This window comes from Mesorhizobium sp. B2-4-18, assembly GCF_006441385.1.
GTDB classification, from domain to species: domain Bacteria; phylum Pseudomonadota; class Alphaproteobacteria; order Rhizobiales; family Rhizobiaceae; genus Mesorhizobium; species Mesorhizobium australicum.
In genome coordinates this window covers 435631-460585 of the sequence record NZ_VFUW01000005.1, presented here as the reverse complement: position 1 = coordinate 460585, position 24955 = coordinate 435631, and the positions used below count along the sequence as shown (strand labels likewise).

23 protein-coding genes and 1 pseudogene are annotated in these 24955 nt (G+C 61.6%); 9 read left to right on the top strand and 15 right to left on the bottom strand.

Annotated elements, in window-relative coordinates; all coding sequences use genetic code 11:
* The first annotated feature begins 104 nt into the window (after positions 1-104).
* The 3 genes from FJ527_RS15540 to FJ527_RS15530 are packed head-to-tail and all read left to right on the top strand — an operon-like array spanning position 105 to position 3891.
* Positions 105-1004 (top strand): SapC family protein, encoded by a 900-nt coding sequence (locus FJ527_RS15540; RefSeq protein WP_246677723.1) that lies wholly within the window; start codon positions 105-107, stop codon positions 1002-1004.
* Positions 1005-1049: 45 nt separating this feature from the next.
* Positions 1050-3038: a prepilin peptidase gene (locus FJ527_RS15535; protein ID WP_140617582.1), complete on the top strand. Its 1989-nt coding sequence runs from the start codon at positions 1050-1052 to the stop codon at positions 3036-3038.
* Positions 3039-3087: 49 nt separating this feature from the next.
* Entirely contained in the window at positions 3088-3891 is an 804-nt protein-coding gene (locus FJ527_RS15530) for an efflux RND transporter periplasmic adaptor subunit (RefSeq protein WP_140617581.1), read from the top strand.
* A 657-nt stretch (positions 3892-4548) separates the two neighbouring features.
* Here the strand turns inward: FJ527_RS15530 and FJ527_RS15525 are convergent.
* From FJ527_RS15525 to FJ527_RS15505, 5 genes and pseudogenes are all read right to left on the bottom strand, one after another.
* On the bottom strand, positions 4549-5181 hold the full coding sequence (locus FJ527_RS15525; RefSeq protein ID WP_140823525.1) for a class I SAM-dependent methyltransferase: 633 nt from the start codon (positions 5179-5181) through the stop codon (positions 4549-4551).
* Between the two features lie 103 nt (positions 5182-5284).
* Positions 5285-5455, bottom strand: a pseudogene (locus tag FJ527_RS15520) (nuclear transport factor 2 family protein); the annotation flags it as partial.
* A 140-nt stretch (positions 5456-5595) separates the two neighbouring features.
* Positions 5596-6198, bottom strand: a complete 603-nt coding sequence (locus FJ527_RS15515) for an NADPH-dependent F420 reductase (RefSeq protein WP_015319206.1) — start codon at positions 6196-6198, stop codon at positions 5596-5598.
* A gap of 31 nt (positions 6199-6229) precedes the next feature.
* Positions 6230-6982: a glucose 1-dehydrogenase gene (locus FJ527_RS15510; protein WP_140727226.1), complete on the bottom strand. Its 753-nt coding sequence runs from the start codon at positions 6980-6982 to the stop codon at positions 6230-6232.
* A 49-nt stretch (positions 6983-7031) separates the two neighbouring features.
* Positions 7032-7766 carry an SDR family oxidoreductase gene (locus FJ527_RS15505; RefSeq protein WP_140823524.1) on the bottom strand — a complete coding sequence of 245 codons (735 nt, stop codon included), beginning with the start codon at positions 7764-7766 and terminating at the stop codon, positions 7032-7034.
* A gap of 228 nt (positions 7767-7994) precedes the next feature.
* Here FJ527_RS15505 and FJ527_RS15500 point away from each other — a divergent pair, with 228 nt between their 5' ends.
* Positions 7995-8891, top strand: coding sequence for a LysR family transcriptional regulator (locus tag FJ527_RS15500; protein WP_140617578.1), 897 nt, complete (start codon positions 7995-7997; stop codon positions 8889-8891).
* A 64-nt stretch (positions 8892-8955) separates the two neighbouring features.
* On the opposite strand, the gene FJ527_RS15495 is transcribed toward FJ527_RS15500, so the two are convergent.
* From FJ527_RS15495 to FJ527_RS15470, 6 genes are all read right to left on the bottom strand, one after another.
* Entirely contained in the window at positions 8956-9696 is a 741-nt protein-coding gene (locus FJ527_RS15495) for a ribonuclease activity regulator RraA (protein ID WP_015319202.1), read from the bottom strand.
* Between the two features lie 23 nt (positions 9697-9719).
* Positions 9720-10883 carry a mandelate racemase/muconate lactonizing enzyme family protein gene (locus FJ527_RS15490; protein WP_140617576.1) on the bottom strand — a complete coding sequence of 388 codons (1164 nt, stop codon included), beginning with the start codon at positions 10881-10883 and terminating at the stop codon, positions 9720-9722.
* A gap of 33 nt (positions 10884-10916) precedes the next feature.
* Positions 10917-12014 (bottom strand): ABC transporter ATP-binding protein, encoded by a 1098-nt coding sequence (locus tag FJ527_RS15485; RefSeq protein ID WP_140823523.1) that lies wholly within the window; start codon positions 12012-12014, stop codon positions 10917-10919.
* Between the two features lie 10 nt (positions 12015-12024).
* Positions 12025-12915: a carbohydrate ABC transporter permease gene (locus FJ527_RS15480; RefSeq protein ID WP_015319199.1), complete on the bottom strand. Its 891-nt coding sequence runs from the start codon at positions 12913-12915 to the stop codon at positions 12025-12027.
* Positions 12912-13871 carry a sugar ABC transporter permease gene (locus FJ527_RS15475; RefSeq protein WP_015319198.1) on the bottom strand — a complete coding sequence of 320 codons (960 nt, stop codon included), beginning with the start codon at positions 13869-13871 and terminating at the stop codon, positions 12912-12914. Before FJ527_RS15475 ends, FJ527_RS15480 begins: the two co-directional genes overlap by 4 nt.
* 73 nt (positions 13872-13944) lie before the next feature.
* On the bottom strand, positions 13945-15423 hold the full coding sequence (locus tag FJ527_RS15470; protein ID WP_015319197.1) for a sugar ABC transporter substrate-binding protein: 1479 nt from the start codon (positions 15421-15423) through the stop codon (positions 13945-13947).
* Positions 15424-15607: 184 nt separating this feature from the next.
* Between FJ527_RS15470 and FJ527_RS15465 the strand changes: the two genes are divergently transcribed.
* The 5 genes from FJ527_RS15465 (at position 15608) to FJ527_RS15445 (ending at position 20590) form a co-directional block, all read left to right on the top strand.
* Positions 15608-16318 carry a GntR family transcriptional regulator gene (locus tag FJ527_RS15465; protein ID WP_140665610.1) on the top strand — a complete coding sequence of 237 codons (711 nt, stop codon included), beginning with the start codon at positions 15608-15610 and terminating at the stop codon, positions 16316-16318.
* Positions 16319-16374: 56 nt separating this feature from the next.
* Positions 16375-17541, top strand: coding sequence for a mandelate racemase/muconate lactonizing enzyme family protein (locus FJ527_RS15460; protein WP_015319195.1), 1167 nt, complete (start codon positions 16375-16377; stop codon positions 17539-17541).
* Between the two features lie 55 nt (positions 17542-17596).
* Positions 17597-18952 (top strand): mandelate racemase/muconate lactonizing enzyme family protein, encoded by a 1356-nt coding sequence (locus tag FJ527_RS15455; protein ID WP_140823522.1) that lies wholly within the window; start codon positions 17597-17599, stop codon positions 18950-18952.
* 102 nt (positions 18953-19054) lie between these two features.
* Positions 19055-19381, top strand: a complete 327-nt coding sequence (locus tag FJ527_RS15450; RefSeq protein ID WP_140617572.1) for an NIPSNAP family protein — start codon at positions 19055-19057, stop codon at positions 19379-19381.
* A 9-nt stretch (positions 19382-19390) separates the two neighbouring features.
* Positions 19391-20590: a mandelate racemase/muconate lactonizing enzyme family protein gene (locus FJ527_RS15445; protein WP_140823521.1), complete on the top strand. Its 1200-nt coding sequence runs from the start codon at positions 19391-19393 to the stop codon at positions 20588-20590.
* A 111-nt stretch (positions 20591-20701) separates the two neighbouring features.
* Here the strand turns inward: FJ527_RS15445 and FJ527_RS15440 are convergent, their stop codons facing one another.
* The 4 genes from FJ527_RS15440 to FJ527_RS15425 form a co-directional block, all read right to left on the bottom strand.
* Entirely contained in the window at positions 20702-21295 is a 594-nt protein-coding gene (locus tag FJ527_RS15440; protein WP_015319191.1) for a DJ-1/PfpI family protein, read from the bottom strand.
* 67 nt (positions 21296-21362) lie between these two features.
* Entirely contained in the window at positions 21363-22313 is a 951-nt protein-coding gene (locus tag FJ527_RS15435) for a substrate-binding domain-containing protein (protein WP_140823520.1), read from the bottom strand.
* 55 nt (positions 22314-22368) lie between these two features.
* Positions 22369-23358, bottom strand: coding sequence for an ABC transporter permease (locus FJ527_RS15430; RefSeq protein ID WP_181166372.1), 990 nt, complete (start codon positions 23356-23358; stop codon positions 22369-22371).
* Positions 23355-24947, bottom strand: coding sequence for a sugar ABC transporter ATP-binding protein (locus FJ527_RS15425; RefSeq protein WP_140823518.1), 1593 nt, complete (start codon positions 24945-24947; stop codon positions 23355-23357). The genes FJ527_RS15430 and FJ527_RS15425 overlap by 4 nt, the downstream gene beginning before the upstream one ends.
* Positions 24948-24955 lie beyond the last annotated feature (8 nt).

Here is a 24955-nt window from a genome sequence, read left to right as displayed (position 1 = left end):
TCGCCTGATGAGTGCACCAAAAAATTCGATAATTATTTACTTATACAAATAAATGAAAGACAACACTCCGGATTCAGTGCCGATATATACTGTAGAAATGACGATTGGCGTTTTTAACCTCGAGGAGAGTTCTCATGACTGTTCAACTTCTTTTCTACCAAGACGCAAAGCCGGTGACCTCAGACCGCCACAGAGATGTTTCAATCAAGGCGGGTCACTCCTACAGCTTCGCCCGAAACGTGAATTCGGTACCGGTGACGGCTGTCGAATTCGCGCAGGCAGCGGCGGAGTACCCGATCGTTTTCGCGGGCACCGAACACTCGATCATGCCTGCGGTCATTCTCGGCGTGAAGCAGACCGAAAACCTTTATGTCGACGATGCCGGCAACTGGAGCGGCAAGTATGTTCCGGCGTTCGTTCGGCGCTATCCGTTTGTTTTCTCTTCCGATGCCGGCGGCCGAACGTTCATCCTCAACATCGACGAGAGCTTTGAAGGCATCAACCGGGAGGGCCGCGGCGAGCGCCTGTTCGACAGCGACGGACAGCAGACGCGCTACCTGAAAGAGGTGCTTGGCTTCCTTCAGGATTATCAATCGCGCTTTCAGCGCACCAAGCAATATTGCGATCGTCTGAAGTCGCTCGGGTTGCTGCAGCCGATGCAGGCGCAGTTCAATTTGAACAGCGGCGAGCGCCATTCTCTGGCCGGCTTCATGACGGTCGACCGGGAGAAGCTGAAGGCGATCGATGTCGCCGACCTGCAAGCCTTGTTCGGAAATGACGAATTGGAGTGCACCTATCTTCACCTCCACTCCTTGCGGCACTTCGCCAACATGCTGGAGCGGATGCCTGCCCCGGCCCTGGATGTGGAGGACAAACCGGAACCGGCACCAGAGGTCGCCAAAGCGAAACGGGAAAACGGCAAATCGCCGGCGCACAAAGGCGGTGGACGAAGCGCGGATGCCGGGCTGCAGGCCGAGGCCGAGGATAGTGGGCAGCAGGCTTGACCAGGTGACGACCGGGATATCACTCGAGCGTAGTGGAGTAGGAGCTTGACTGCGGCCGGGCAACCGGCCGGCGTCTTGCTTCCCGCCCTCGATCTCGGCGCCGAGCGGGAAGACCCGGCGCCGAAATTCCTCGACTGGCTGGATCAGTGGCTGGTCGGCGTGACCTCGCCGCTACGGGAGCGAGCGAGGCTCAGGCGGATGTATCGCGCACTGCCTCGCATCGAGGTCCTGGGGCGTGACTATGCGGCCATAACCGAAGTTGAGCTTCTCGAGCGGGTCGCGGCGTTCCGCGGGGTGATGCGTCGCGGCGGCCTCACCCAGGCGAACATCGAACGATGCTTCGCGATCGTGCGCGAGATATCCTGGCGCAAGCTCGGACTGCGCCACCACAACGTTCAAATTCTGGGCGGCCTCGCAATGCTTGACGGGCGGGTGGCGGAAATGGCGACCGGCGAAGGAAAGACGATCACCGCCGGTCTCGCCGCATCGGCAGCGGCGCTGGCTGGCACGCCGGTTCACGTCATAACCGTGAACGACTATCTGGCGGAACGCGACCTTGCGACGCTCAAGCCCGTCTATGACTTTCTCGGCCTGACCACGGGCCTGATCCAGAGTGGCGACAGGGCAGGGCGGCCACGAATCTATGCGTCGGACATTGTCTATGCGAGCAACAAAGAGGTTACGTTCGACTACCTGCGCGATCGCATGGCGCTTGGCCAAAGAACCGGGCTGCTGCACCGCAAGCTCAGCGGCTTCGGCCAGGTCGGCAATGAGAATTCGCAAACGGTCATGCGCGGTCTGCACCTGGCAATCGTCGACGAAGCCGACAGCGCGCTGGTCGATGAGGCGCGTACGCCACTGATCATCTCCCAGGAAAGCAACTCCGTCGACGAACGCGACTGGGCGGAAAAGACGTTTCGTCTGGTCGAGGACCTTCAGCAGGATGTCGACTATTTGCTGTTGCCGGACCGGCGCCGTATCGAATTGACGGAAGCAGGCAAGGACAGGCTCTGGACGCGCGCTGAGGCGGCCGACGGATTCTGGCGCAACCGCATCCGACGCGAGGAATCGGCCAGGCAAGCACTCTCCGCCTTGCTGCTTTTCCGACGCGGCGAACACTATCTGGTCGCCGACGAGACAGTCCAGATCGTCGACGAATTCACCGGACGCATCATGGCCGACCGCACCTGGAGCGATGGCCTTCATCAGTTGATCGAATTCAAGGAGGGCTGCAAGGTGACGCCGCGCAAACGCACCGCCGCGCGGATCACCTATCAGCGCTTCTTTCGTCGCTATCTGCGCCTCGCCGGCATGTCCGGCACAGCCTACGAGGTCAAAGGCGAACTGGGCGCCGTCTACGGGCTGTCGGTTCTCGCCGTGCCGACCCATGTGCCGCCCCGGCGCGCGAAGCTCGCGCCAATTGTATGTGCGACGCGCGAGGAGAAATGGAACCGCATCGTGCAGGAGGTTGAGACGATGCGGACCCTCGGACGGCCGGTACTGATCGGCACGCGTTCGGTCTCGGCGTCGCAGGAACTCAGCGCGTGTCTCGACCGCGCCCGCATCGAGCATGCCGTGCTGAATGCCGAACAGAGCGCGGACGAGGCGAATGTCATTGCGGGCGCGGGTCGTGTCGGAACGGTGACGGTCGCAACCAACATGGCCGGGCGCGGCGTGGACATCAAGGTCGATCCAGAGGCGCTGGCAATGGGTGGGCTTCATGTCGTGCTGAGCGAGCGCCATGATGCCCGTCGGATCGACCGGCAGATGGAGGGGCGGACGGCGCGCAAGGGAGACCGGGGGTCAACGCGGGCCATTCTTTCGCTGGAGGATCCGATCCTCGATCTCGCGCCGCCACGCCTTGTCGAGTGGGCCAGCCGGCGTCAAGGCTGGTTCAGGCGCCGCGCCGCGCTTGCGCTGTTTCGGGTGGCGCAGATGCGCGCCGAACGCGCGCACGCATCGGAGCGCAAGGACCTTCTCGATCAGGACCGGCGGCTGGGTGTGCTGCTCGCCTTCTCCGGCAAATCCGAATAGACTTGGGCTGGCGGCTGGAGAGGCCGCGGCGGGCAGGGAGCCACGTTAAATGCTGCGAGCTATCTTCTCCATAGGCACCGTGTTTCTGGCTGGCGCAACTCATGCAGCGGCGTTCGATTGCGTCGTCAACCCTTCGATCGTGGTGGGTGTAGGCAGCCCTGTACCTGGCCTTCTGGAGGAGGTACTGATCGATCGTGGCGACATCGTCAAGAAGGGTCAAATCCTGGCCCGGATGAATGCCAGCACCGAGCTGTCAACGGTTGACTTGATGTCCGAACAGGCGGCCAACACGTCAGAAATCGAGGCTCAGCAGGCACGCTATCAACTGGCCTTAAGCCGCATGGACCGCTCCAAGCGGTTGGCCAGTCTGAACGTCGCCTCGAAGGATGCCGTCGAGGAAGCGGTCGCGCAAATGGAGGTTTCCAAGCGCGAAGTGGCCCTCGCCGAAACGCGCAAGCGCATTCTCGAACTCGAACTCGCTCGAGCAAAAACGGTGCTGGGCCAGAAGGTTATCTTCAGCCCGATCGACGGCATTGTGATGGAGCGCAAGCTATATGCCGGGGAATACCTCGACCAGAACGGGAAACTGGCCACGATCGCACAGCTCGACCCGTTGAGCGTAGAAGCCTTCGTCGCCGACAGCGAATACAGCAAGTTCAGCGTTGGCCTCGCCGTCAAGGTGACCGTCAGCGAGCCGCGCGATGAAGTCCAGGTCGGCACGGTTCAGGTGATCGACAGGGTGCTGGACGCTGCCAGCAGGACGTTCGGCGTGCGCATCATGCTGCCCAATGCCGGCAACCGTTTGCCCGCCGGCCAGCGATGCAAGGTCGAATTCGACACCAAATCGAACTGAAGCGCCCCTACCGCAGCCGAAGCCTACCGCTGTCGCGCATCCGGCCAGCGGGAAAGTTTCTGATTATTGTCCATAAAAAACAATAAAATGGCCGCGTCTATGAGCCTGCCCGTGATCATTGATTTCCAACGAAAAATACCTTTGTTGGAGTGGTGACGGTACTTTCGAAACTCTATGGTGCCGCCCTCGGACTCCGCCAGGAGCAAAAAATCGCCCGATTGGTCCCGATAGTTGGTGCAACCTCAAAATATTTTTTGCGGCGATTTTCGCTTTAAAATCAAAAGCGTAACATTTTGGCGGCCTATAGGTCGGCGTTGCGCGTCACAAATAAGAAAAACCGAGATAGATCAATGACCTACTTGGGTTAGAAACAATCGAGTGGGAGTGAAGGATCCTAGGTCGCCGATAGCGCCGATAGACTCTAGACTAGGCGACCCGCAGATCTGCCGCGAGGCTTGGCCTGCCTTACCGAATCCTGCAATCGCATAGCTCACAATCTTCTCCGATCCGCGTTGACACTAATTTTCTCCTCTTCAGTAGGGCTGCGTTACACCAGCACCTTTGCTCAAGAGAACGGACAGCCAAGGCCCTCGTGTGGAAAGGGCAACGCTTTCACGCTTGCGGGAGCTGAGCCACTGTGGGGCGGATGACTCACTGTCAGGGCCTCAGGAACCGAAAGGCGAAGCGATCGGTCTTGCCCTTGATCGAAGGATCGAACACCTTGCTCGAGTGCGGATCGTCCTTGTTCGCCAGCATGGTGCTTTCCGCGTCCAGGATGAAACCGGCCGCCTCCACCTCCTCGCGAACGGATGCAGGCTCGATCCGATGTAGCGACTGTGCCTCGCTCGTGCCGGCCCCAACGGCGGCGGCGTGGTCCACGATAACGTAGGAACCACCGGGCTTCAGCCGCTCGTAGACGGCTTGATTGAAGTCGGCCGCCGTCGCGCCCCCGGCTTGAATCAGAGCGGTGTGGAGATCGTGATAGAACAGATGCAGCCATATAACATCCGCTGGCTGCGTGACCTCCGGCATCGCCACAAGGTCCGCCGAGACGGCTTCGACGTTCTCTCGGCCCGGCTCCTTCGCGAGCGTCCGCATGCGGCCGACCGGATCGTCCTTGAAGTGGGCGACTTCGGCCGGCACGAAGCTGTAGACACGTCCTTGGGGTCCCACGATGTCTGAGAAGACGCGGGTCCAGTCGCCGTCGCCCGGGTAGACGTCGATGACGGTGAAGCCCGCATCCGCGCGTGCGAACCGGATCAACTCGGATAGCTTGGATTGGTCGTACATCGAGATCTCCTTTCGTTTGAGCATTCGACGAGCGCCAGCGTGCGAGGGGCGATCCACGGCTGATCCGCCGTCCACCCCATTCGATGGCCGCAGACGGCAAGCGCTACGCCGATCCGGACGCGTCCATCTGCGAGGCGCGTGCCAGTGCTTGTGTGTCGACGTATTCCCGGATGTTGGTCAATCTGCCGTCCCGGACCGTGATGGCGAAGATCCAGTCGTCCTCGAACGTCTTGTTCGTGGCCTTGATCTTTCCCCTCGCGGAGCCGACGACCAAACCCGGCCGATCGCGGCGAAGAAGTCCCTCACGGTCTGGATGGTCTTCTCGATAGTCATGGGAATTTCCCTATTTCGCACGGACCGGATCACGCTCGGTCCGGTCCGTGCATCGTGACCCTGCCGGTGGGCACGTCGTGTTCATCGGTCGAACTTGACCAGGTCCTTAAAGATCAGATGACCCCAGCTATTTCCGCGCGCCTGGACCAGCAGCCCACCTTCCGAAAGCCCGCCAAGTTTGATCGGCGAGAAGCCGAGATTTTCCGCGAGCGTACCAATCTCCGCTGCGGCAGCGTCATCGTCGCTCGCCAGGAACACGACTCTCCTGCCGCCATGCACTGCTGGATCTTGCTCAAGGGTGGCAGCGCCCAAATGGTTGAAGCCCTTGACCAGTCGTCCACCGGGGAAAGCCTGCGCGATGAACTTGGAAGAAGGCTGTCCTCCCAGCTTCTCAGGGGGTACGCCGTAGGCATTGGTCACATCGACGATGGTCTTCCCCTTCCAGGTGGACAGCGCCTTCGCGACATCCGGATGGGACTCGAAACGGACTGCCAAAAAGATAATGTCCGCCTTGACCGCGTCCGCCAGCTTTTTGGGGATGATCGTAGGCCCGATCGCGGCCGCGTCCGCGGCAAAGCTTTCCGGGTCGCGCGTGGTCGCGACGGATACCTCGATGCCCTTGCGAGCAAATGCCTTGGCGAGGGCTCGGCCAACATTGCCGAAGCCGATAATTGTGTAGCTCATGATGTTTCTCCGATCTTGTGTGATGCCGAGGTCAGACCTGGGCCATGCCTCCATCAACGGCGAAATCTACGCCGGTGATGTAAGAGCTTTCGTCAGATGCAAGGAACGTGACGGCAGCCGCGATTTCCTCTGGCTTGCCCCTGCGACCCATTGGGATCTGTGAAGCAAACTGGGCGGCCGCTTGCTCGGCTTGCTCGGGGGTAAGGCCCGTCGTTGTCGCCAATGCCGGGGTCTCGATTGGTCCGGGACTCATTGAATTCACGCGAATTTTGCGATCTTTCAGCTCCAGTGTCCAAGCGCGCGCGAAGTTTCGCACCGCCGCTTTACTCGCTGCGTAGGCGCTGAACCCTGGCAGCCCCAACACGTTGGAGACCGAAGAGGTCAGGATGATCGAACCGCCGTCACTGAATAGTGGAAGCGCCTTCTGTACCGTGAAAAACAACCCCTTCACATTCACATCGAAGGTTTGGTCAAAATGGGCCTCAGTCGCTGCCGCGAGCGGTGCGATTGTCCCTGCGCCTGCGTTCGCGAAGAGAATGTCGATGTGGCCGTGTTTCTCTTTCACGACGGCATAGACCCGGTCCAGATCCTCCAAGCGCGACACGTCGCCTGCGACCGTCGTAACGTTTCTCTCGATGAAGGCTGCGGCCTCCTTCAGTTCTTTCTCTCGTCGCCCGGTGATCACGACGTGCGCGCCTTCTTCAACGAAGCGCTTGGCTGTCGCCAACCCGATCCCGCTGCTTCCGCCGGTGATGACAGCGATCTTACCTTGTAGCTTTTCCATGATCTTCTATCCTTCGTTGTGCGGGGCCAGGTGCGGGAACGCGCCGGCGTCAGAGTTGCGCCAGGCCGCCATCGACGGCGACCTCGCTGGCAGTCATGAAGCTGCTGTCCGACGACGCGAGAAAGGCAGCCACCGCCCCAATTTCCGCCGGATCGGCCATGCGCTGGAGCGGAGTCATCGAGGCGAAGACCTTCTGTCCTTCCTCGCCCAGCGCTTCCTTCGCGAGTTCGGTCGCCGTCGCCCCGGGCGACAGCACGTTTACGCGGATGCCGGTCCCCTTCAGGTCCTCCGCCCAGGTCCGCGCGAGGTTGCGCACTGCCGCCTTGCTCGCGCTGTAGGCAGTGAACCCTGGGGCGCCCGTGGTGCCGGCGCTCGATCCGGTCACGATGATCGAACCGCCCGGGCCCATCAGCGGCAGCGCCTTCTGGACCGTGAAGATCGTACCCTTCACATTGGTGTCGAAGGCTTCGTCAATGTGCTCGGCGGTGATCTGGCCGAGCGGAAGCGGGCCTCCAGCCCCGGCATTGGCGAAGACGATGTCGAGGCTTCCGCGTTCGGCCTTCACCGCAGCGTAGAGCCGGTCGAGGTCGGCCTCATCCGAGACCGAGCCTTTCACCGCGCGGGCATTGGGCCCGAGGTCCGCCACAGCGGCGTCGAGCGCTTGCTGCCGGCGGCCGAAGATGAAGACGAAGGCGCCTTCCTCGATGAAGCGCTTTGCAGCGGCGCGGCCGATGCCGGTAGCGCCGCCGGTGATCACGGCGGTCTTTCCATTCAGTCTGTTCATGTCGTGCGTCCTTCGTTTCGCCATCTCGGGTCTTTGGCTGTACGGTGGGTCAACCCGAGAGCCTGAACATGGGATCGCCGAAGTCGGGCGGTGAGTGCGGAATCGTGCACATCGGTGGTGCGAAAACGATCCAGTCAGACGATTGAACGCCGCAACAGTCGCGCACATTACAGCTCGGCGTGCTAGAATGGGCTTCGGAAGGCGCAGCTGGCGGCGCGGGAATGCACCATGATTGACTGGGATGACGTTCGCTACTTTCTTGCCGCCGCGCGCGGCGGCTCGGTGCGGGCTGCCGCCGAGCGCCTCGGCGTGTATCACTCGACCGTGCTGCGACGCATCGCTCAACTTGAGGAACGCCTCGGGGCGCAGATGTTCGAAAAGCTGCCTTCGGGCTACCGCCTGACGGCTGCGGGCGAGGAGGTCCTCGAGCTCGCGAACCAGATGGAAGCGTCGTCGCACCAGCTGGAGACGCGTGTCTTCGGTCGCGACCAGAGCGCGCGCGGGCTTTTGCGGGTGACAGTTCCACCGTTCCTCGCCACACACCTGCTCATGCCGGATCTCGCCGACTTCGCGCGTATGCATCCGGACATCGAGATGGAAATCTTGACCACTGGCGAGGTGGCGAATCTGACTAACCGAGAGGCCGACGTCGCGATCCGCATTGTCGCCGACCGCAAGACCCTGCCGCTCAATCTTCACGGCCTGAAGGGACCGGAGGTGTTCAGCGGCGTCTACATGTCTCGCGATCGACTACCCGCGTTGCGTGCGGGCACGCCTGATCCCCTCCGGTGGATCGCAATAGACAATCATGGAATTCCGGACTGGGCGCGCGAGGGAGAAGTTCACATCACGGGAGCTCCGTTCAGGACTCCGGATGCCGAGACGCAGATCATCGCGGCGCAGCAAGGGATCGGGATGACGAAACTGCCGTGCTTTGTCGGAGATGCCGACCCCCTGCTCGTGAGGGTGCCGGGCACCAACCCGCCCATGCATGGGACACTCTGGATTCTCACGCAGGGGGAGACACGCAAGACGAAGCGCGTTCGGCTTTTCACGGAGTTCGTATCCCGCAGGCTCGCCGCGTACGCTCCGCTTATCGCAGGACTGTCCGTAACGCGTGACTAACGCCCGTCTGGGACTTGGCGGTTCGCCTGCCCTTCATGAGACATTTCGGGATCTCGATCGTCCATCAAAATTTTGGGTTGGTTGCCCGCCAAGCCTCGTACTCTTCGGTCGCACTTGGGTGCAGCGGATAATAGCGTTGCAACGACCCGCCCTCCATGAGCTTCATGCGTGAGAACTCCTCCCAGTCGTGATGTTTCTGGGATTCTTCGATCACCTTCGCGGCCATCGCAACGGGTAGCACCACCACCCCATCATCGTCGGCGACGATGATGTCGCCGGGGATCACGGTGACACCGCCGCAGGCAATCGGAACGTTGACGGCATTGGGATAAATGCTGGTTTGCACATGGTAGTTGGGCGTCCAGCCGCGCAGCCATAGGGCCAGATCGAGCTTTTCGACATTGGGCCGGTCGCGCATGCAGCCGTCGATGACGATGCCCGCGCCGCCTCTGCCCTTGAAATACGTCGACATCATATCGCCGAAGACGCCCGAACTCATGTCGCCGCGCGCATCGACTACGACCACATCCCCTTCCTGTGCGTGGTACAGCACATGCCGGTGCAGCTGTGTTTCCGGATCGGCATATTCTCCCTCGTTGAAAAGATCGGGCCGCTGCGGCAGGAACTGCAGCGTCAGCGCCGGCCCGACGATCGATCTCCCGTGGTTCTGCGCCACCGGGCCGACCATATGCGGATTGCGGAAGCCCATATGGCCAAGCGTGCCGGCAACCGTCGCGGCGCCGATCTCCTTTAGCGCGTCGATCAGATCCTTCGGCGGCCGCGTGATGTCGGAAGTATGCGTCATTGTGGACTCCGATTGAAAGGGAACTACCAGTTCGTGACAGAACCATCGCGGCGCTTGAGGTGGGGCGCTTCCCAGAAACGGAAGCTCTGCGCCTGGACGGCCTCTTCGTTGACCTCGACGCCGAGCCCCGGCAGATCGCCCACCGGGTAGTCGGGGCCGTCGAGCCGTGGTTGCACCGGGAAAAATTCGGAATTGTCGAAGCCGAGCCTTGCTTCGGGAGCCCTGGTCTCGAGCCATGCGAAGTTGGGGACCGCGGCGGCCAGATGCACGGTCGCGGCCGTGCACACTGGACCAAGCGGATTGTGCGGCATCAGGTCCACATAGTGCGCCTCGCTCCAGCCGGCGATTTTCATTGCCTCGGTGAACCCGCCGACATTGCAGATATCGAGCCGGTTGAACTGGTGGATGCCGCGCTCGATGTAGGGCAGGAACTGCCACTTGCTGGCAAATTCCTCGCCAATGGCGAAGGGGATGTCGGTCATCGTGCGCAGGGATTCGTAGGCTTCCGGCGTCTCGTCGCGTATCGGCTCCTCAAGAAAATCGAGCACGCCGCGGTCGAGCTTGTTGCAGAAGCTCGCCGCCTCCGCCACCGACAGCCGATGATGATAGTCGATGCCGAGGACGACATCGTTACCCAGCGCCCGGCGCGCCTTGTTCAGCATGGTCGCGGTAGCGCCGATCGACTCGCGTGGCTCGAAAACATCCCTGCTGTTTTGCCCGACGGGAAAGAAGCGGATCGCCTGCCAGCCTTGTGCGCGCAGTTCGCGGGCCCGCTCGATGGCAACATCGCCCTCGGCCTCGTCTCCGGTCGAGGCGAAGGTGGGGATCCGGTCGCGCTGCTTGCCGCCCAGCAATTCGTAGACCGGCACCCCCAGCGCCTTGCCCTTGATATCGTGGAGGGCGATATCGATGGCCGAAATAGCTGCCTGCAGAACCCGACCGCCTTCGAAATACTGGCTGCGATAAACCTCCTGCCAGATCCGCCCGATCTGCATGGGATCGCGGCCGATGAGAAACTCGCGATAGTGCTCGACCGCGCCGGCCACGGCCTTCTCGCGGCCGCTCAGGCCGCTCTCGCCCCAACCGAAAATGCCCTGGTCGGTCTCGACCTTGACCAGCATCTGATTGCGCGTTCCCACCCATGCCGGATAGGGTTTGATCGCCGTGATCTTAAGTTTCGTAGTCATCCACGCCCATGTCCCACACGCATCCGCCCTGTCTCAGTTGGCCTCGAGAGCCATCTCGGTTTCACCGTCGAACAGATGCATCCGCTCCTGGTCGAACTCGAGCCAGATCCGCTCGTCGGGCGCGACGGCAATGTTGGGCGGCACGCTGACGTTGACGATGGCACCGGACAGGAACGCCTGCACGAAGGTGACGTCTCCGGTTGGTTCCACCGTGTAGACCTTGGCCGGGATGCCGCCTTGCACGGCGCTCTTGTGCAGCTTGATCGTCGAGTGGCGTGCGCCGAGCACGATTTTCCTGGTCGTTGCCCCCGTGACCTTCTGGACGTTGCGCGGCGAGAGCCCGAGGCTCCAGCCCTCCGCGCTGGTCAGCACGGTGTTGCCGTTCGCCGTCGATGTCTCCAGCGGAATGAGGCTCATTGCCGGGCTGCCGATGAAGCTGGCGACGAACATGTTCACCGGATGGGCAAAGACCTGCGCCGGTGAATCGTATTGCTGCAGGAAGCCGCCGTTCATCACCGCCATCTTGTCGGCCATGGTGACGGCTTCGAGCTGGTCGTGCGTCACATAGATGATCGTCGCCTTGAGGTCCTGGTGGAAGCGCTTGATCTCCGACCGCATCTGTACGCGCAGTTTCGCGTCGAGGTTGGAGAGCGGCTCGTCCATGAGAAACACCGCGGGATCGCGCACGAGAGCACGGCCCAGCGCCACACGCTGCTGCTGCCCGCCCGAAAGTTCGCGCGGCTTGCGCTCGAGCAGGTGCGTCATGTCGAGCACGCGCGCCGCTTCCTTAACCTTCTTGTCGATCTCGTCACTGGGCAGTTTGCGCATCTGTAGCGGGAACGCGAGGTTCATGTAGACCGACTTTTGCGGATAGAGCGCGTAGTTCTGGAACACCATTGCGATGTCCCGGTCCTTGGGGTCGAGATCGTTGACCACCTGGTCGCCAATGAGGATGTCGCCCGATGTGATCGGGGTCAGCCCGGCAACGAGATTGAGCGTGGTCGTCTTTCCGCAGCCTGAAGGGCCGACAAGCGCAACGAACTCGCCGTCGTTGACCGTCAGTGAAACGTCGTTGACGGCCTTGAAGCCGCCATAGGTCTTGACGAGATCTTTGAGGACCACATGGGCCATCGGCAACTCCCTAATGCTTGACCGCGCCTTCTGTCAGGGCGCGTACGAAGTATCGCTGCAGGACGAGGAACAGCACCACGACAGGCACGCTCATCATGAAGCTCGCCGCCATCAGTCCCGGAAAGTCCGTCGTGTTTTCCGAGAAGAAGCGCTGGATGCCGACCGGCAGGGTCAACTGTTCATTTTTGGAGAGGAACGTGTAGGCGTAGATGTACTCGTTCCACGCGCCGATGAAGGAATAGATCGCGGTGGCGATGATCCCCGGCGTCGAGAGCGGCATCACGATCATGATGAAGGCCTGGAACCGTGTTGCCCCATCGATACGCGCCGCCTGCTCGAGCTGCACCGGGATGTTGTCGTAAAAACCCTTGAGCAGCCAGATCGCCAGGGGCAGGCCGAAGGTGAGATAGGTCAGGATCAGCGAGCCATGCGTGTTCACCAGCCCGATCGCACGCATCAGGATGAAGAGCGGCACGAGAAAGATCACCGCTGGGAACATGTTGCGCAGCAGCACGGCGAAGAACAGGAAGTTCCGGCCGGGGAAGGTGAAGCGCGAAAACGCGTAGGCCGCGGGGACGGCAACGATCACCGAAAGGATTGTCGTGACGGTCGACACGAACAGGCTGTTCCAGAAGAAGCGCAGGAAGTCCTGGCCGACGCTGTTCTGCGGATCGAGCAGCTTCTTGTAGCTGGCAAGCGTAGGCTCGTTTGGCCACCATTGCGGCGGGAATTGCGTCGCCGCGAAGCCGGACTTGATCGAGGTGATCAGCATCCAGATCATCGGCACCGCGGTGTAAATCAGCATGAACAAGAGGAAGATGCGCCCGGCCCAGCGCCATCCGTCGACGCGCATGCGGCGATGGGGCCGGCCTCGGGAGGCTGTCTCTGCAAGCGTGCTCATGTGCTCCCCTCTTTCCGCTCATTGCCGCTTAGCGCCCGGACGTAGAAATAGCCCAGCGTCATCAGGATGAGGAACAGGAGCACCGAATAAGCCGATGCCACGCCCCAGCGCTGGCGGCCGAAGGCGAGCTCATAGATGTGGGTTATCCAGATATGCGATGCGTTCGACGGCCCGCCTGCGGTCATGATCCAGGGGATGATGAAGGAATTGAAGTTGGCCACCGCGAGCAGCAGGATCGTCACCACCGAGACGTTGCGCAAGTGCGGGAAAGTGACGTGCCAGAAGCGCTGCCATGCATTGGCCCCGTCGACCTTGGCGGCCCGCAACAATTGCTCGGGGACTGTCTGCAGGCCGGCCATCATCATGATCATGGCAAACGGAAACTCGCGCCAGATATTGACGACGATCAGGGAGGGCAGCACCGTGCTGACGTTGTCGATGAAATTGGGTGGCCGGTCAGTCAATCCGAGGCCGACCAGCACCGCGCCGATGATGCCGAAATCCGAATGGTAGATCCACTTCCAGATATAGGAGGCGGCAACGGCGCTGATCACCCAGGGAATGATCAGGATGGCGCGCAGGACGCCGCGGCCGACAAAGTCTCGGTGCAGCGCCAGCGCCGTGGCAAACCCCAGGACAAAGGAGATGAAAGTGGATCCGAATGTCCAGATCAGGGTGTTCCAGGTTACTTTCCAGAACACATCGCTGGTGAGGATCGTGGTGTAATTGTCGAAGCCGATGAAGGTCTTGTCGCGGAGCTGCAGACCGGGCGGCGTCTTATAGAACGACAGCTCGATCGTGTAGTAGATCGGATAGGCGATGACGACGAGCATCACGGCGATCGCCGGGAGCACGTATGCGTAGTCGGCGCGATGGGCCCAGATGTTCCGCAATGCGCCTGACCCGCCGGGTTGCGATTTTCGGCGAGCCTCGGCCTTGCCGGTCACGATCGTCACTGTGGCGTGCCCTTGTTTTTCGGAAAGAACCGGCTGCGCTCTTGGCGCAGCCGGTTCGCAGGTCAGGTTGGGACTAGAGCCCGCCCATTAGGTCTTTCACCTTCTTGGCCGCATCGTCCGCTGCCTGGTCGACGGTCATCGCGCCGGTCAGCGCATTCTGCAGCATGTCCGGGACGATGATGTTCATGATCTCGGGGGATTCCGGCAGCGCCGGGAAGGGGATGCCATAGGGCAGCATCGAAGTCGTGACATCGAGGAACTTGATATGGTCCAGACGTTCCTTCATCCATTTGGTCTTGAAGCCGTTAAGATTGCCCGGGTTCGAGCCGGCATAGGCCATCTTCAGCGACCATTCGGGGCTCGCCCACATGCAGATCATCGCCTTCGCGGCCGGCTCGTCCACCTTGCCACCCTCTACATACTCGGGCTTCAGGATGTGAATGTTCGAGCCGCCGAACACGACGGCGCGCTTGCCGTCAGGACCGGTCGGGATCAGGCCGTAACGCATATTGTCGATGACGGTCTGCGCCTTGTCCTTGTCGGTCCCGGTCGCCTTTGCCTGCAGGTCGAGCATGACATTGTAGTCGGACGGGTGGGAAACCATCATGCCCAACTGGCCGGCGACGAACAGAGGCTGGTTGTCGGCCTGCTGGTTGGTAAGTGCCGAAACCGGAACCGACTTGTCGCGGACATACATGTCGTATGAGGCTTGCAGCGCCGCCTTGCTCTGCGGGCTGTCGAGCTCCACCTCCTTGTAAGTCGGGTTCGCGGTGGCTTCGTCGAAGACGCCGCCGCCATAGGCCCACAGCTGTGGCATGAAGCGATAGGGCGTATTGCCGGCATTCTTGCGAGCCACGAGGCCGTAACCGGCAATGCCGAGCTTGTCGTGGATCTGCTTGGAATATTTGACGACGTCGTCCCAGGTTGCGGGAGCTTTGTCCGGATCGAGACCCGCACGCTTGAAGATGTCGGCATTCCAGATGAACGCCATCGTCTCGTTGTTCGTTGGAACGCCGTATGTGACCCCATCCCAGGTCACGGCCTTCATGGCGCCGGGCCAGAAATCCTCGGTCGAATAGCCCACATCCTCCGGCTTGAGCGGCTGCAGATAGCCTTTCGAGGCGAATTCGGTACCGCCCAGGATTTGCAGGCGCACCGCCATCGGCGCGGCATTGCCCAGGAGCGCGGTGCGGAACTTGTCGAGAAGGTCGTTATAGGTGAGGGCCTGTTCCTCGAGCTTGATGTTCGGATAGGTCTTGCGGAAAGTCTCGAAGAAATCCTTGTAGTACTGGCGCAGCAGGTCGGGATCGCCCTCGAACACGCCCTGATACCAGAAAGTCAGTCGCCCCTTGTAATCCAGCGGCGTGACCTTGGCGCAATCGCCGGCCGTGTCGAAATCCTGTGTTCCCGCGATGGAGCGCACATATTCGGGCGACCATTTGCTGAGGTCGACCGGTGGCGCACCCAACGCCGATGTGGACATAAGTGATGCCGTCAAAATACCGACGACAGTGCCGCGCAGGACCGCACTGCCGAGCATGATCCTCGTCATAGGTATCCTCCCTGGTTCTCCGCCCTGCGATCGCGAGGATGGTTATTGCAGTACGGTGTATCCTCTCGACCACTTGGTACGTTTTCAGAACATGGATTGCCTGTCAACGCACCGGATCGTACATTGTTTATGGGAACCGTGCGTGATATCGGACAGACTGTGTATTAATTTGGGGAGCCGGCCCTTGGCCGAAACAGACGATTTCAAAGCAAAGCCACCCCCGGGGATCGACGCCACCGGAGCCTCCAGCGAGGGTGCCTCGCTTTACGAACTGATCAGGGAAGACATCATCGAGGGACGGCTCGCCGCCAACGAACGGCTTGTTGTGACCGATCTCGCTCGCCGCCACGGCACGTCGACCAATCCCGTGCGCGAGGCCCTGCAACTGTTGCGGGGCGAGGGGTTCGTCATCTTTTCTCCTAACCGCGGGGCGCGTGTAAGGCCCATCGATCAGGATTTCGTCCGCGATATCTACGAGATCGGAGTTCTGATCGAGCCAGCCCTGACGCGATGGTTTGTAGGTATGGCCACCGGCGAGGACATCGCCGAACTCGAACGCATCCAAGGCCTGATCGAAGAGAACAATTTCGCCGACACTTTCAGGCACAGTGAACTGGATACCGCATTTCATACGGTGATGTACCAGCGGCACTATAACCGCCATGCCGCCGAGCTCTGGTGGAAGCATCGCGAAGTGCTGCGAGCGGTGAGCCGGCGTTTCAATTTCACGCTCGCGCGGCGTGCCGCGATCATTCGTGAGCATCGCGAACTCATTGCGCTCATCAAGGCCGGGGAGGCCGACAAGGCGGCCGAACTCATCTCCCGCCACGTCGAGGGTTCCGGCCGGCATGTTCTCGAACAGATGCGTGCACGCAACGCCGCTCGGGCCGGATAGGACGAGGGGTCAGGTCTGGAACAGCGTGGTTGACCACTAGTGAAAAGGCAGTTGAAATGAAAATCACGAGCGTTCGGCCGTGGCTGATCAAGTCTGGTGCTTCCTATTGGGGGGAATTCCTGTTCGTCGAGGTAACGACAGACGAGGGAGTGAGCGGCTGGGGAGAGATCACCACCACCACGAAGCTCGCCAACCGCGCCCTCTGCACGATCCTTCGACAGATCGGAGCCGCCGTGACAGGCGAAGATCCGGCGCGTATCGAATGCCTCTGGCACAAGATCTTCCGCGGCTTCACCTATATGGGTAGCCGTGGCGCCGCGGTCGAATGCGTGAGCGCGATCGACATAGCCCTCTGGGACATCAGGGGCAAAGTCCTCGGCAAGCCGATCTACGAGCTGTTGGGTGGGCCGGTCCGCGATGAGATCGCGCTCTACACCCACCCCAACCAGGCCAAATTCACCAGCAAGGACGCTGTGGTGCGCGAAATCCTGGACATCGTCGAGTCCGGACATACTGCTCTCAAGTTCGACCCCTTCCCCCACCAGGGTCGCGATGCCGACGGTGTGTCGCGCGAACAGCGGGACGGCTATCTCGACGGCGGCATGACCCGCAAGGACGAGCGCGAGGCTGCCGAACTCACGGCTCTGATCCGCGAAACGGCAGGCCCCGACATCGACATCCTCATCGATGCGCACGGCCGCTTCGATGTTCCGACCGCCATTCGCCTCTGTCGCAGCCTCGAGGAGGCCGGCCAGATCGACTGGTTCGAGGAGCCATGCCCGCCCGAGAGCCTTAACGCCCTCAAGCAGGTTCGCGAAAAGGTCAGTGCCGCTATCTCTTGGGGCGAGCGTGGCCACACAAAGTGGGATTTCGTGCCGGTTCTCGAGAACAAGCTCGCCGACTACATCATGCCTGACGTCACCTGGACGGGCGGAATTACCGAACTCAAGAAGATTTCCGCCCTGTGCGAAGCCTACTACATCCCAGTCTCGCCGCATGACGCCGCGGGACCGATCAACGTGGTTGCGGGAGCGCAGGTGATGATGACCGTTCCGAACTTCTACAAGCTCGAAACGTCGGAGTGGAATTTGGGCAAGTACGATCATCTTATCGACAAGCCGCTCGATGTTTCGAACGGTAGCCTCAAGCTCTCGTTGAGGCCGGGTCTCGGCATCGAGATGAACCGCGATTACCTGCAAGCCCATGAGATCGAACTGGGCTAGCAACGCAATCGGCAGCATGCGGGCGACAACCCGCAAATCAGAACGGGGATAAGTCATGCCAAAGACCGATGGAGCCGACGAGGCCCTCAACCGGGTCAACACCGACTCGAAGCCGTCCGAGCTTCGCATCACCGACATGCGGGTGGCCGAGATCGTCGGTGCGCCGTTCACCTCGGCGCTGCTCAAGATCTATACCAACCAAGGCATCGTCGGGCTTGGCGAGGTGCGCGACGGCGCCAGCGCCACCTACGCGCTGATGCTGAAGAGCCGGCTGCTTGGCGAGAACCCCTGCGACATCGATCGCCTGTTTCGCCGCATCAAGCAATTCGGCGGGCACGGTCGGCAGGGCGGCGGCGTCTCGGCGGTCGAGATCGCGCTCTGGGACCTCGCCGGCAAGGCCTATGGCGTTCCCATCTACCAGATGCTCGGCGGCAAGTTCCGCGATCAGGTGCGCGTCTATTGCGATACCGATGCCGAGAAACCGAGCGGCACCGAAACCGGAAAGCGCCTCAAGCAGCGCATGGACCGTGGTTTCACCTTCCTCAAGATGGACCTGGGCTTGATGCAGATCGCCCATGTCCCGGGCGCCGTATCCGCGCCCGCCGGCGCGCTCGAAGAGTTTCATGCCAATCCGCGCGGCCGTGGCGGCACGCTTGAGGAGCGCAAGGCCCGCAATCTCGCCTACGACGCGCAGAACGTGCAGCACCCGTTCACCGGCTTGCATTTCACCGAGAAGGGGATCGACCTGCTCGAGCAGTACATCCACGAGGTTCGCGAGGTGATTGGATACGAGATCCCGCTCGCCATCGACCATGTCGGCCATATCTCGCTGCAGGACGGCATCCGTCTGGCCCGGCGGATCGAGAAATATGCGCCGGCCTGGCTGGAGGATGTGATCCCCTGGCAACACACCGAGCAGTACCGGCAGCTGCAGGAGTCAACGTCCGTGCCGATCTGCACGGGTGAGGACATCTATCTCAAGGAAGGCTTCGAGCCGTTGCTCAACTCGGGCATCTCGGTCATCCATCCGGACCTCCTTACCTCCGGCGGCATTCTCGAGACCAAGAAGATCGGCGATGCTTCCCAGGACCGGGGCGTCGCGATGGCCATCCACATGGCAGAAAGTCCGATCGCCGCGATGGCCGCCTCGCATGTCGCCACCGCGACCGAGAACTTCATGGCGCTCGAATACCACTCCGCCGATGTCGACTGGTGGGACGATATCGTCACCGGCCTTCCCAAGCCGCTCGTCAAGGACGGCTTCATCACCGTGCCCGACAAGCCGGGGCTGGGCATAGACGATGTGGTCGACGAGGTGATCAGCCAGCACCTGCAGCCCGGTGTCACCGGGATATGGCAATCCACCGAGCATTGGGACAATGAATATAGCTGGGACCGGACCTGGAGTTAGCCCAGATTCCTGCCCTCACTCTCCTTGGCTCACAGGGCCGACGACCGACCATTCGTGTCGACCTCTCCCAAGGGAGAGGCGAAGAAGGAAACGGACGAAACCATGATCTACGAACTGCGCATCTATGACTGCCTGCCGGGCAGGCTGCCGGCTTTGCTCAAGCGCTTTTCCGACCAAACGCTGGCCATCTGGGAGAGGCATGGCATCCGCCAAGCCGGGTTTTTCACCACGGCAATCGGCGAAAACAGCAACCGCCTCACCTATTTCCTAGCCTGGGAATCACTGGCCGAGCGTGAGGCGAAATGGACGGCTTTCGTCACCGATCCGGCATGGCACAGGGCCCGGGACGAGTCCGAGCGCGACGGGCAGATCGTTGCCAATATCAGCAGCCAGCTGCTCACGCCGACAGCTTTCTCGTCCGTGAGATAGGACCGCGCGATGAAGATCACCGACCTTCGCTGTGCCGTTATCGGCAAGCACCCCATCGTTCGCGTCGTGACCGACGAGGGCCTCTATGGACTGGGAGAAGTCGAGTTCACCAAGACCTACCTCAAGCCCTTTGTGCTGCATTTCCGCGAGGCGCTGATCGGCGAGGATCCGACCGATGTCGAGCGGGTCATGTTGAAGATCCGCCAACGCGGTTCTTTCAAGCCTTATGGCGCGGCGGTCAGCGCTATCGAACATGCGCTTTGGGACATTGCCGGCAAGGCCGCGGGCGTGCCGGCCTATAAGCTGCTCGGCGGCAAGGTGCGCGACAAGGTACGCGTCTATAACGGCTCGATCCGCCAGAAGCGCACAGGCGACCGGCCGGAGGACTATGCCGCAGACGTCAAATGGATGATGGAGCAGCCGCAGAACTTCTTCATGGTTAAGCAAGGAATCTCGTTCCATTCCAACATGAAGGACACCATCGAGGACTTCCATTACGGCGTGACGCAGAAGAAGGCCGGCTATCACGGCGCCATGGATCAGGGCGTGATTAGCGAACGCGGTTTCAACCACATGCTCGACTGCGTGATCGCGATGAAGGAAGTGCTGGGCGACAAGGTCAGCCTGGCACTCGACTGCGGCCCGGGCTGGATGCTGCCCGATGCGATCAAGTTCGCCCGCGCGCTCGAGAAGTACAATCTGATGTGGCTGGAGGACATGCTGACCGGCGACTATGTGCCGTGGGTCAATCCGCAGGCCTACCGGGAACTGACCACCTCCACTTCGACGCCGATCCATACCGGCGAGCAGATTTACCTCAGGCACAATTTCAAGGAACTGATCGAGACGCAGGCGGTGCGCGTCATCGGCCCCGATCCTGCCGACATCGGCGGCATTGCCGAGCTCAAATGGGTCGCCGAGCACGCCTATATGCACTCGATTCTGATGGCGCCGCATGGCACGGCGAATGGCCTGCTGGGCCTCGGGGCGCTGATCAACGTCTGCGCCACCTTGCCCGCCAATTACGTGGCGTTCGAATACCCCAGTGCCTCGGACCCCTGGTGGAACGACATCGTCATTGGCCTGCCCAAGCAGATCGTGAAGGACAGCATGGTGGATCTGCTGGAAGCACCAGGGCTAGGCCTCGATATCGACGCCGAAGGCGCCAGGAAGTATTTGCTGGCGGAGGATGCCGGATTCTTCGATTGACCGGCGACGGTGGCCCTCGATCCCATCGACCGAGGGCCCGCTTCAAAGACACGTGGATGCACATCCCATCACAACAGAAGCCGGCGCATTGTTGACGCGCGCCGACCTTGTTTAATTGTGGCGGATCTCGGTCCCGAGCACCTTCAGGCATTCGCGGATGAAGGCAGCGAGGGCTGTCCATCCCTTGGCCGACACCATGGTGCCGTCGACATACGCCTCCGTCGGCGAGAGGTCGATGTAGGTGCCGCCGGCCAGCGTCACTTCCGGTTCGCAAGCGGCGAGCGCGCCGACCTTCTTGCCGCGCACGACACCGTCCACGGCAATCAGAATCTGGACCCCATGGCAGATCGTGAAGATCGGCTTCTGGGTATCGTGGAAGTGGCGCACCATGGCTTGCACCCGTTTGTCGGTGCGGATGTATTCCGGGCCGCGGCCGCCGGCGCAATATACGGCGTGGTATTGATCGAGCTGCTTTTCCGCCTCGGCAAACGTCTTGTTGATCACCTGAAAATGGCCGAGCTTTTCGGTGTAGGTCTGGTCGCCCTCGAAGTCGTGCAGGGAGGTCTTGATGAGGTCTCCGGCCTTCTTGTCCGGGCAGACCACGTGGACGGTGTGACCGACGGCTTCCATTGCTTGCTGGTAGACGAAGATCTCGTACTCCTCGGTGAACTCGCCGGTGAGCATCAATATTTTCTTGCCTGACATGATCATGTCCTCTGTCGTGTGAAAGGGGCGGGGCGAGTCATGCTGCGCCCCGCATTGATTGCGTTCTTCAGAACGGAGAGTCGGAGAAGAAGTATTCCTTGGCGTTGTCCTTGGTGATCAGCGGCGCGTCCAGCTTGACGGCGCCGCGAACCGGGGCCTGGCCAACCAAATTGGCCATGGTCATGTATATGGCCGTCTTGATCATGGACGGCGGGTAGGGAGTCTCGACGGGGGTCATGGTGTCGCCGTCGATGACCTTCTTGACGATGTCCTTCATGCCGTTGCCGCCAAGCGCCAGCTTGATATCGGTGCGGCCCGACTGCTTGACCGCCTCGAGCACCCCCAGCAGCATGTCGTCGTCGTTCGCCCACACCGCGTCGATATGCGGATATTTGGCGAGGTAGTCCTGCATCAGCTTGAAGGCTTCGTCGCTGTTCCAATGAGCGTACTGAATGTCGAGAACCTTGAGGCCGGTCCCGGCGATGGCGTCCTGAAAGCCCTTGATGCGCTCATCGTCGATCACCGTTGGGATGCCGCGCAGGACAACCAGGTCGCCCCTGCCGCCAAGCTTGTCGATCATGTATTTCGCGGTGTTGCGCCCGACGGCGATGTTGTCGCCGGCGACGTAGAGGCCCTGGATGGTCGGGTCGGTCAGGCCACGGTCGACGACCGTGATGAAGGTGCCCTTCTCCTTGATGGCCTTGACCGGCTCAGTCAATTCTTCCGAGGAGTAAGGCAGGATCACCAGCGCATCGATCTTGCGTGAGGCGGAGAGATCCTCGATCGCCGACACCTGATCGGCCGCCGACGGCGACGTCTTTACGATGACCTCGACGCCGGGGAAAGCCGCGTTGATTTCCTTGGCGGCCGTCTGCGCGTGATAGACGACGCCGGCGGTCCAGCCGTGGTCGGCGGCCGGTATCGAAACGGCGATGACTTTCTTGTCCTCGGCCATGGCATGGCCCGTGAGCAGCAGCGTGCCGAGCGCGGCCGCAGCCATCCATTTTTTACTGAACATTTTCTTCTCCCAGATTGGACCTGCAAAGACGCACCCGTGTGGTCCGGACACGGGGCTATTTCGAATTCGAGAACCTCTGAATGAGCATCGCGATGATGATGATGACGCCCTGAACCGCGGCGACCAGGTACTCGGAGACGAAGTCCGACAGCACCATGAGATTGGCGATCAGCTCCAGAATGACGGCGCCGGCGACGGTTCCCCAGACATGACCCTTGCCGCCACGCAGCGCCGTGCCGCCGATCACCACGGCGGTGATCACCTGCAGTTCCCAGAGCTGCCCGGTGGTCGGCGTTGCCGCACCCAGTCGCGGTACGTAGCAGATTGCGGCGATGGCCACGCAGACGCCTTGGACGATGTAAGCCATGGTGCGCGTCTTGATGACGGAGATGCCGGAATAGCGCGCGACGTCCTCGTTTGCGCCGACCGCCGCACATTTGCGCCCATACTTCATCTTGTAGAGGACGAACGATGCGACCGCGGCGACGGCGACGGATATCAGGATCGGGACCGGGACACCGCCGACGGTGCCGAAATAGACCGGCCGATACGCTTCGCGCAGCGACCGGTCTATCGGTATCGTGCCGCCGTCGGTCAGATAGGTGATCAACGCGCGGAAAATGCCCATTGTGCCGAGCGTCGCAATGAACGGTTCGATCCGGCCTATGGTGACGATTAGGCCGTTGGCGAGGCCACACATAAGACCGACCAGGGTCGCCACGAGCATTCCAGCCGGTATCGCCCACAGGCCGGCGTGCGGCGCCACCGCGTTCATGAACATGATGGTGATGCCGGTGACGAAGGCGGCCATCGAGCCGACGGAAAGATCGAGCCCTCCCGACGAGATAACGAACGTCGCGCCGACAGCGATGATGGCGATGAAGGCGCTGCGGGTGATGACGTTGGCAAGGTTGGTCGCGGAGAGGAAGTCTGGATTGATGAGGAAGCCGACCACCAGCAGGGCGGCCAATGCCAGGAAGGGACCCACGTCGGTCCAGGTGATGTTCAAATCACCGACGCGATGTGTGGATGGGGATCCGGTCATGACAGCCATTCTGTTCCTCCCTCGGCCTTCGGCCTCGGTTTCGGGCCGCTTGTCGCCAGCAGCGCCACATTGCTTTCGGTCATCTCGGCGCCTTGGACCTCGCCCGTCAGGCGGCCTTCCCGCATGACGAGGATGCGGTCGCAGATGCCGATCAGCTCCTGCATTTCCGACGAGATGACGATGCAGGCTTTGCCGCTGCCGACGATGGCGTGGATGAAGGCGTAGATCTGAGCCTTGTTGGCGATGTCGATGCCACGGGTCGGTTCATCGATGACGACCACAGAGGGGTTGGTGAGCAGCACCTTGGCGAGCAGCAGCTTCTGCTGATTGCCGCCGGAAAGCTGTCCCGCCTTCACGCCAGGGCTCTTGAGCCGGATATCGTAGCTCCGGACGGCCTCTGTCAGCGCGGCCGACTCGCGGCGTCTGCTGAGAGCCAGTGCGGGATGGAACCGTTCAAGTGCGGAAAGCGTGAGGTTGGGCGCCAGCCGTTCCTCGAGGAGCAGGCCCTTGCTCTTTCGGTCCTCGGTCAGGTAACCGATGCCTGCGTCGATCGCTTCGCGTTGCGAGCGGATCCGGACGGGCCGTCCCTCGAGTTCGATCACGGCGTGGGCCGGACGCAGGCCCACCAGCCCTTCGAACAGTTCCGTGCGGCCCGCGCCGATCATGCCGGCAAAGCCAAGAATTTCGCCCCTGTGGACGGTGAAAGAGACGTCTTCGGCGTAGCCCGGGACGGTGGCGTTTTTCACGCTCAGCATCGGCTCATTGGACGGTGCGCTCTTCTGCGGGTAAAGCGTTGCAAGCTCGCGGCCGACCATCAGGCGTGCCATGTCCATCTGCGTCAAGGCCGTGCCCGGATAGGTGCCGACCATCCTGCCGTCGCGCAGCACGGTCACCTTGTCGGCAAGCTGCTGCACCTCATCCAGCCGATGGCTGATATAGAGGACGGCCGTGCCATGACCTTTTAGCTGCCGGACGATTTCGAGGAGCCGATCCACTTCCTCGCCGGTCAGCACGGCGGTCGGTTCGTCGAAGATCCCGACCTTGTAGTCGTCGAGCAGCGCGCGGGCGATCTGGACCAGCTGGCGGTCGGCCAGCGAGATGTCGCGCACCAGCGCGGTCGGCGAGACCGCGCAGCCGATCCGTGCCAGCTTCTCGGCTGCCAGGCGCCGCATGGCGCGGTCGTCCATCACATGGCGGCGCGAAAGCTCGCGGCCGAGAAATAGGTTGTCCGTCACCGTAAGCGCTTCGGCGAGCAGGATCTCCTGGTGGACGAGGGCGATGCCGGCTTTCTGGGCCTGGTCGGGCTTGGCGAACGTCACCGGCCGACCGGCCATGGACAAGGTGCCGCGGGTGGGCTCGGCATAGCCGGACAGCAGCCGCATCGAAGTGGATTTTCCGGCACCGTTCTCGCCGATGATGGCGTGGATTTCGCCCGGCAGGATGTCGAGCGTGACGTCGGAGAGCACGGTCACCGGCCCATATTGCTTCGAGAGACCCTGAGCGCGCAGCACCGGCTCCACGGCCCCGGGCGCACTGCCGCCGGGCAGCGCACTTCCTCCCTCTCCGGCAATATTGGCGGTAACGGACATTCGTTCAG

Coding starts and splice junctions, on each gene's coding strand:
- FJ527_RS15505 (WP_140823524.1), bottom strand. CDS start 7,766: ATGAACAGACTGAATGGAAAGACCGCCGTGATCACCGGCGGCGCTACC.
- FJ527_RS15440 (WP_015319191.1), bottom strand. CDS start 21,295: ATGTCAGGCAAGAAAATATTGATGCTCACCGGCGAGTTCACCGAGGAG.
- FJ527_RS15470 (WP_015319197.1), bottom strand. CDS start 15,423: ATGACGAGGATCATGCTCGGCAGTGCGGTCCTGCGCGGCACTGTCGTC.
- FJ527_RS15530 (WP_140617581.1), top strand. CDS start 3,088: ATGCTGCGAGCTATCTTCTCCATAGGCACCGTGTTTCTGGCTGGCGCA.
- FJ527_RS15510 (WP_140727226.1), bottom strand. CDS start 6,982: ATGGAAAAGCTACAAGGTAAGATCGCTGTCATCACCGGCGGAAGCAGC.
- FJ527_RS15430 (WP_181166372.1), bottom strand. CDS start 23,358: ATGACCGGATCCCCATCCACACATCGCGTCGGTGATTTGAACATCACC.
- FJ527_RS15455 (WP_140823522.1), top strand. CDS start 17,597: ATGCCAAAGACCGATGGAGCCGACGAGGCCCTCAACCGGGTCAACACC.
- FJ527_RS15425 (WP_140823518.1), bottom strand. CDS start 24,947: ATGTCCGTTACCGCCAATATTGCCGGAGAGGGAGGAAGTGCGCTGCCC.
- FJ527_RS15480 (WP_015319199.1), bottom strand. CDS start 12,915: ATGAGCACGCTTGCAGAGACAGCCTCCCGAGGCCGGCCCCATCGCCGC.
- FJ527_RS15450 (WP_140617572.1), top strand. CDS start 19,055: ATGATCTACGAACTGCGCATCTATGACTGCCTGCCGGGCAGGCTGCCG.
- FJ527_RS15445 (WP_140823521.1), top strand. CDS start 19,391: ATGAAGATCACCGACCTTCGCTGTGCCGTTATCGGCAAGCACCCCATC.
- FJ527_RS15460 (WP_015319195.1), top strand. CDS start 16,375: ATGAAAATCACGAGCGTTCGGCCGTGGCTGATCAAGTCTGGTGCTTCC.
- FJ527_RS15435 (WP_140823520.1), bottom strand. CDS start 22,313: ATGTTCAGTAAAAAATGGATGGCTGCGGCCGCGCTCGGCACGCTGCTG.
- FJ527_RS15515 (WP_015319206.1), bottom strand. CDS start 6,198: ATGAGCTACACAATTATCGGCTTCGGCAATGTTGGCCGAGCCCTCGCC.
- FJ527_RS15525 (WP_140823525.1), bottom strand. CDS start 5,181: ATGTACGACCAATCCAAGCTATCCGAGTTGATCCGGTTCGCACGCGCG.
- FJ527_RS15495 (WP_015319202.1), bottom strand. CDS start 9,696: ATGACGCATACTTCCGACATCACGCGGCCGCCGAAGGATCTGATCGAC.
- FJ527_RS15490 (WP_140617576.1), bottom strand. CDS start 10,883: ATGACTACGAAACTTAAGATCACGGCGATCAAACCCTATCCGGCATGG.
- FJ527_RS15500 (WP_140617578.1), top strand. CDS start 7,995: ATGATTGACTGGGATGACGTTCGCTACTTTCTTGCCGCCGCGCGCGGC.
- FJ527_RS15485 (WP_140823523.1), bottom strand. CDS start 12,014: ATGGCCCATGTGGTCCTCAAAGATCTCGTCAAGACCTATGGCGGCTTC.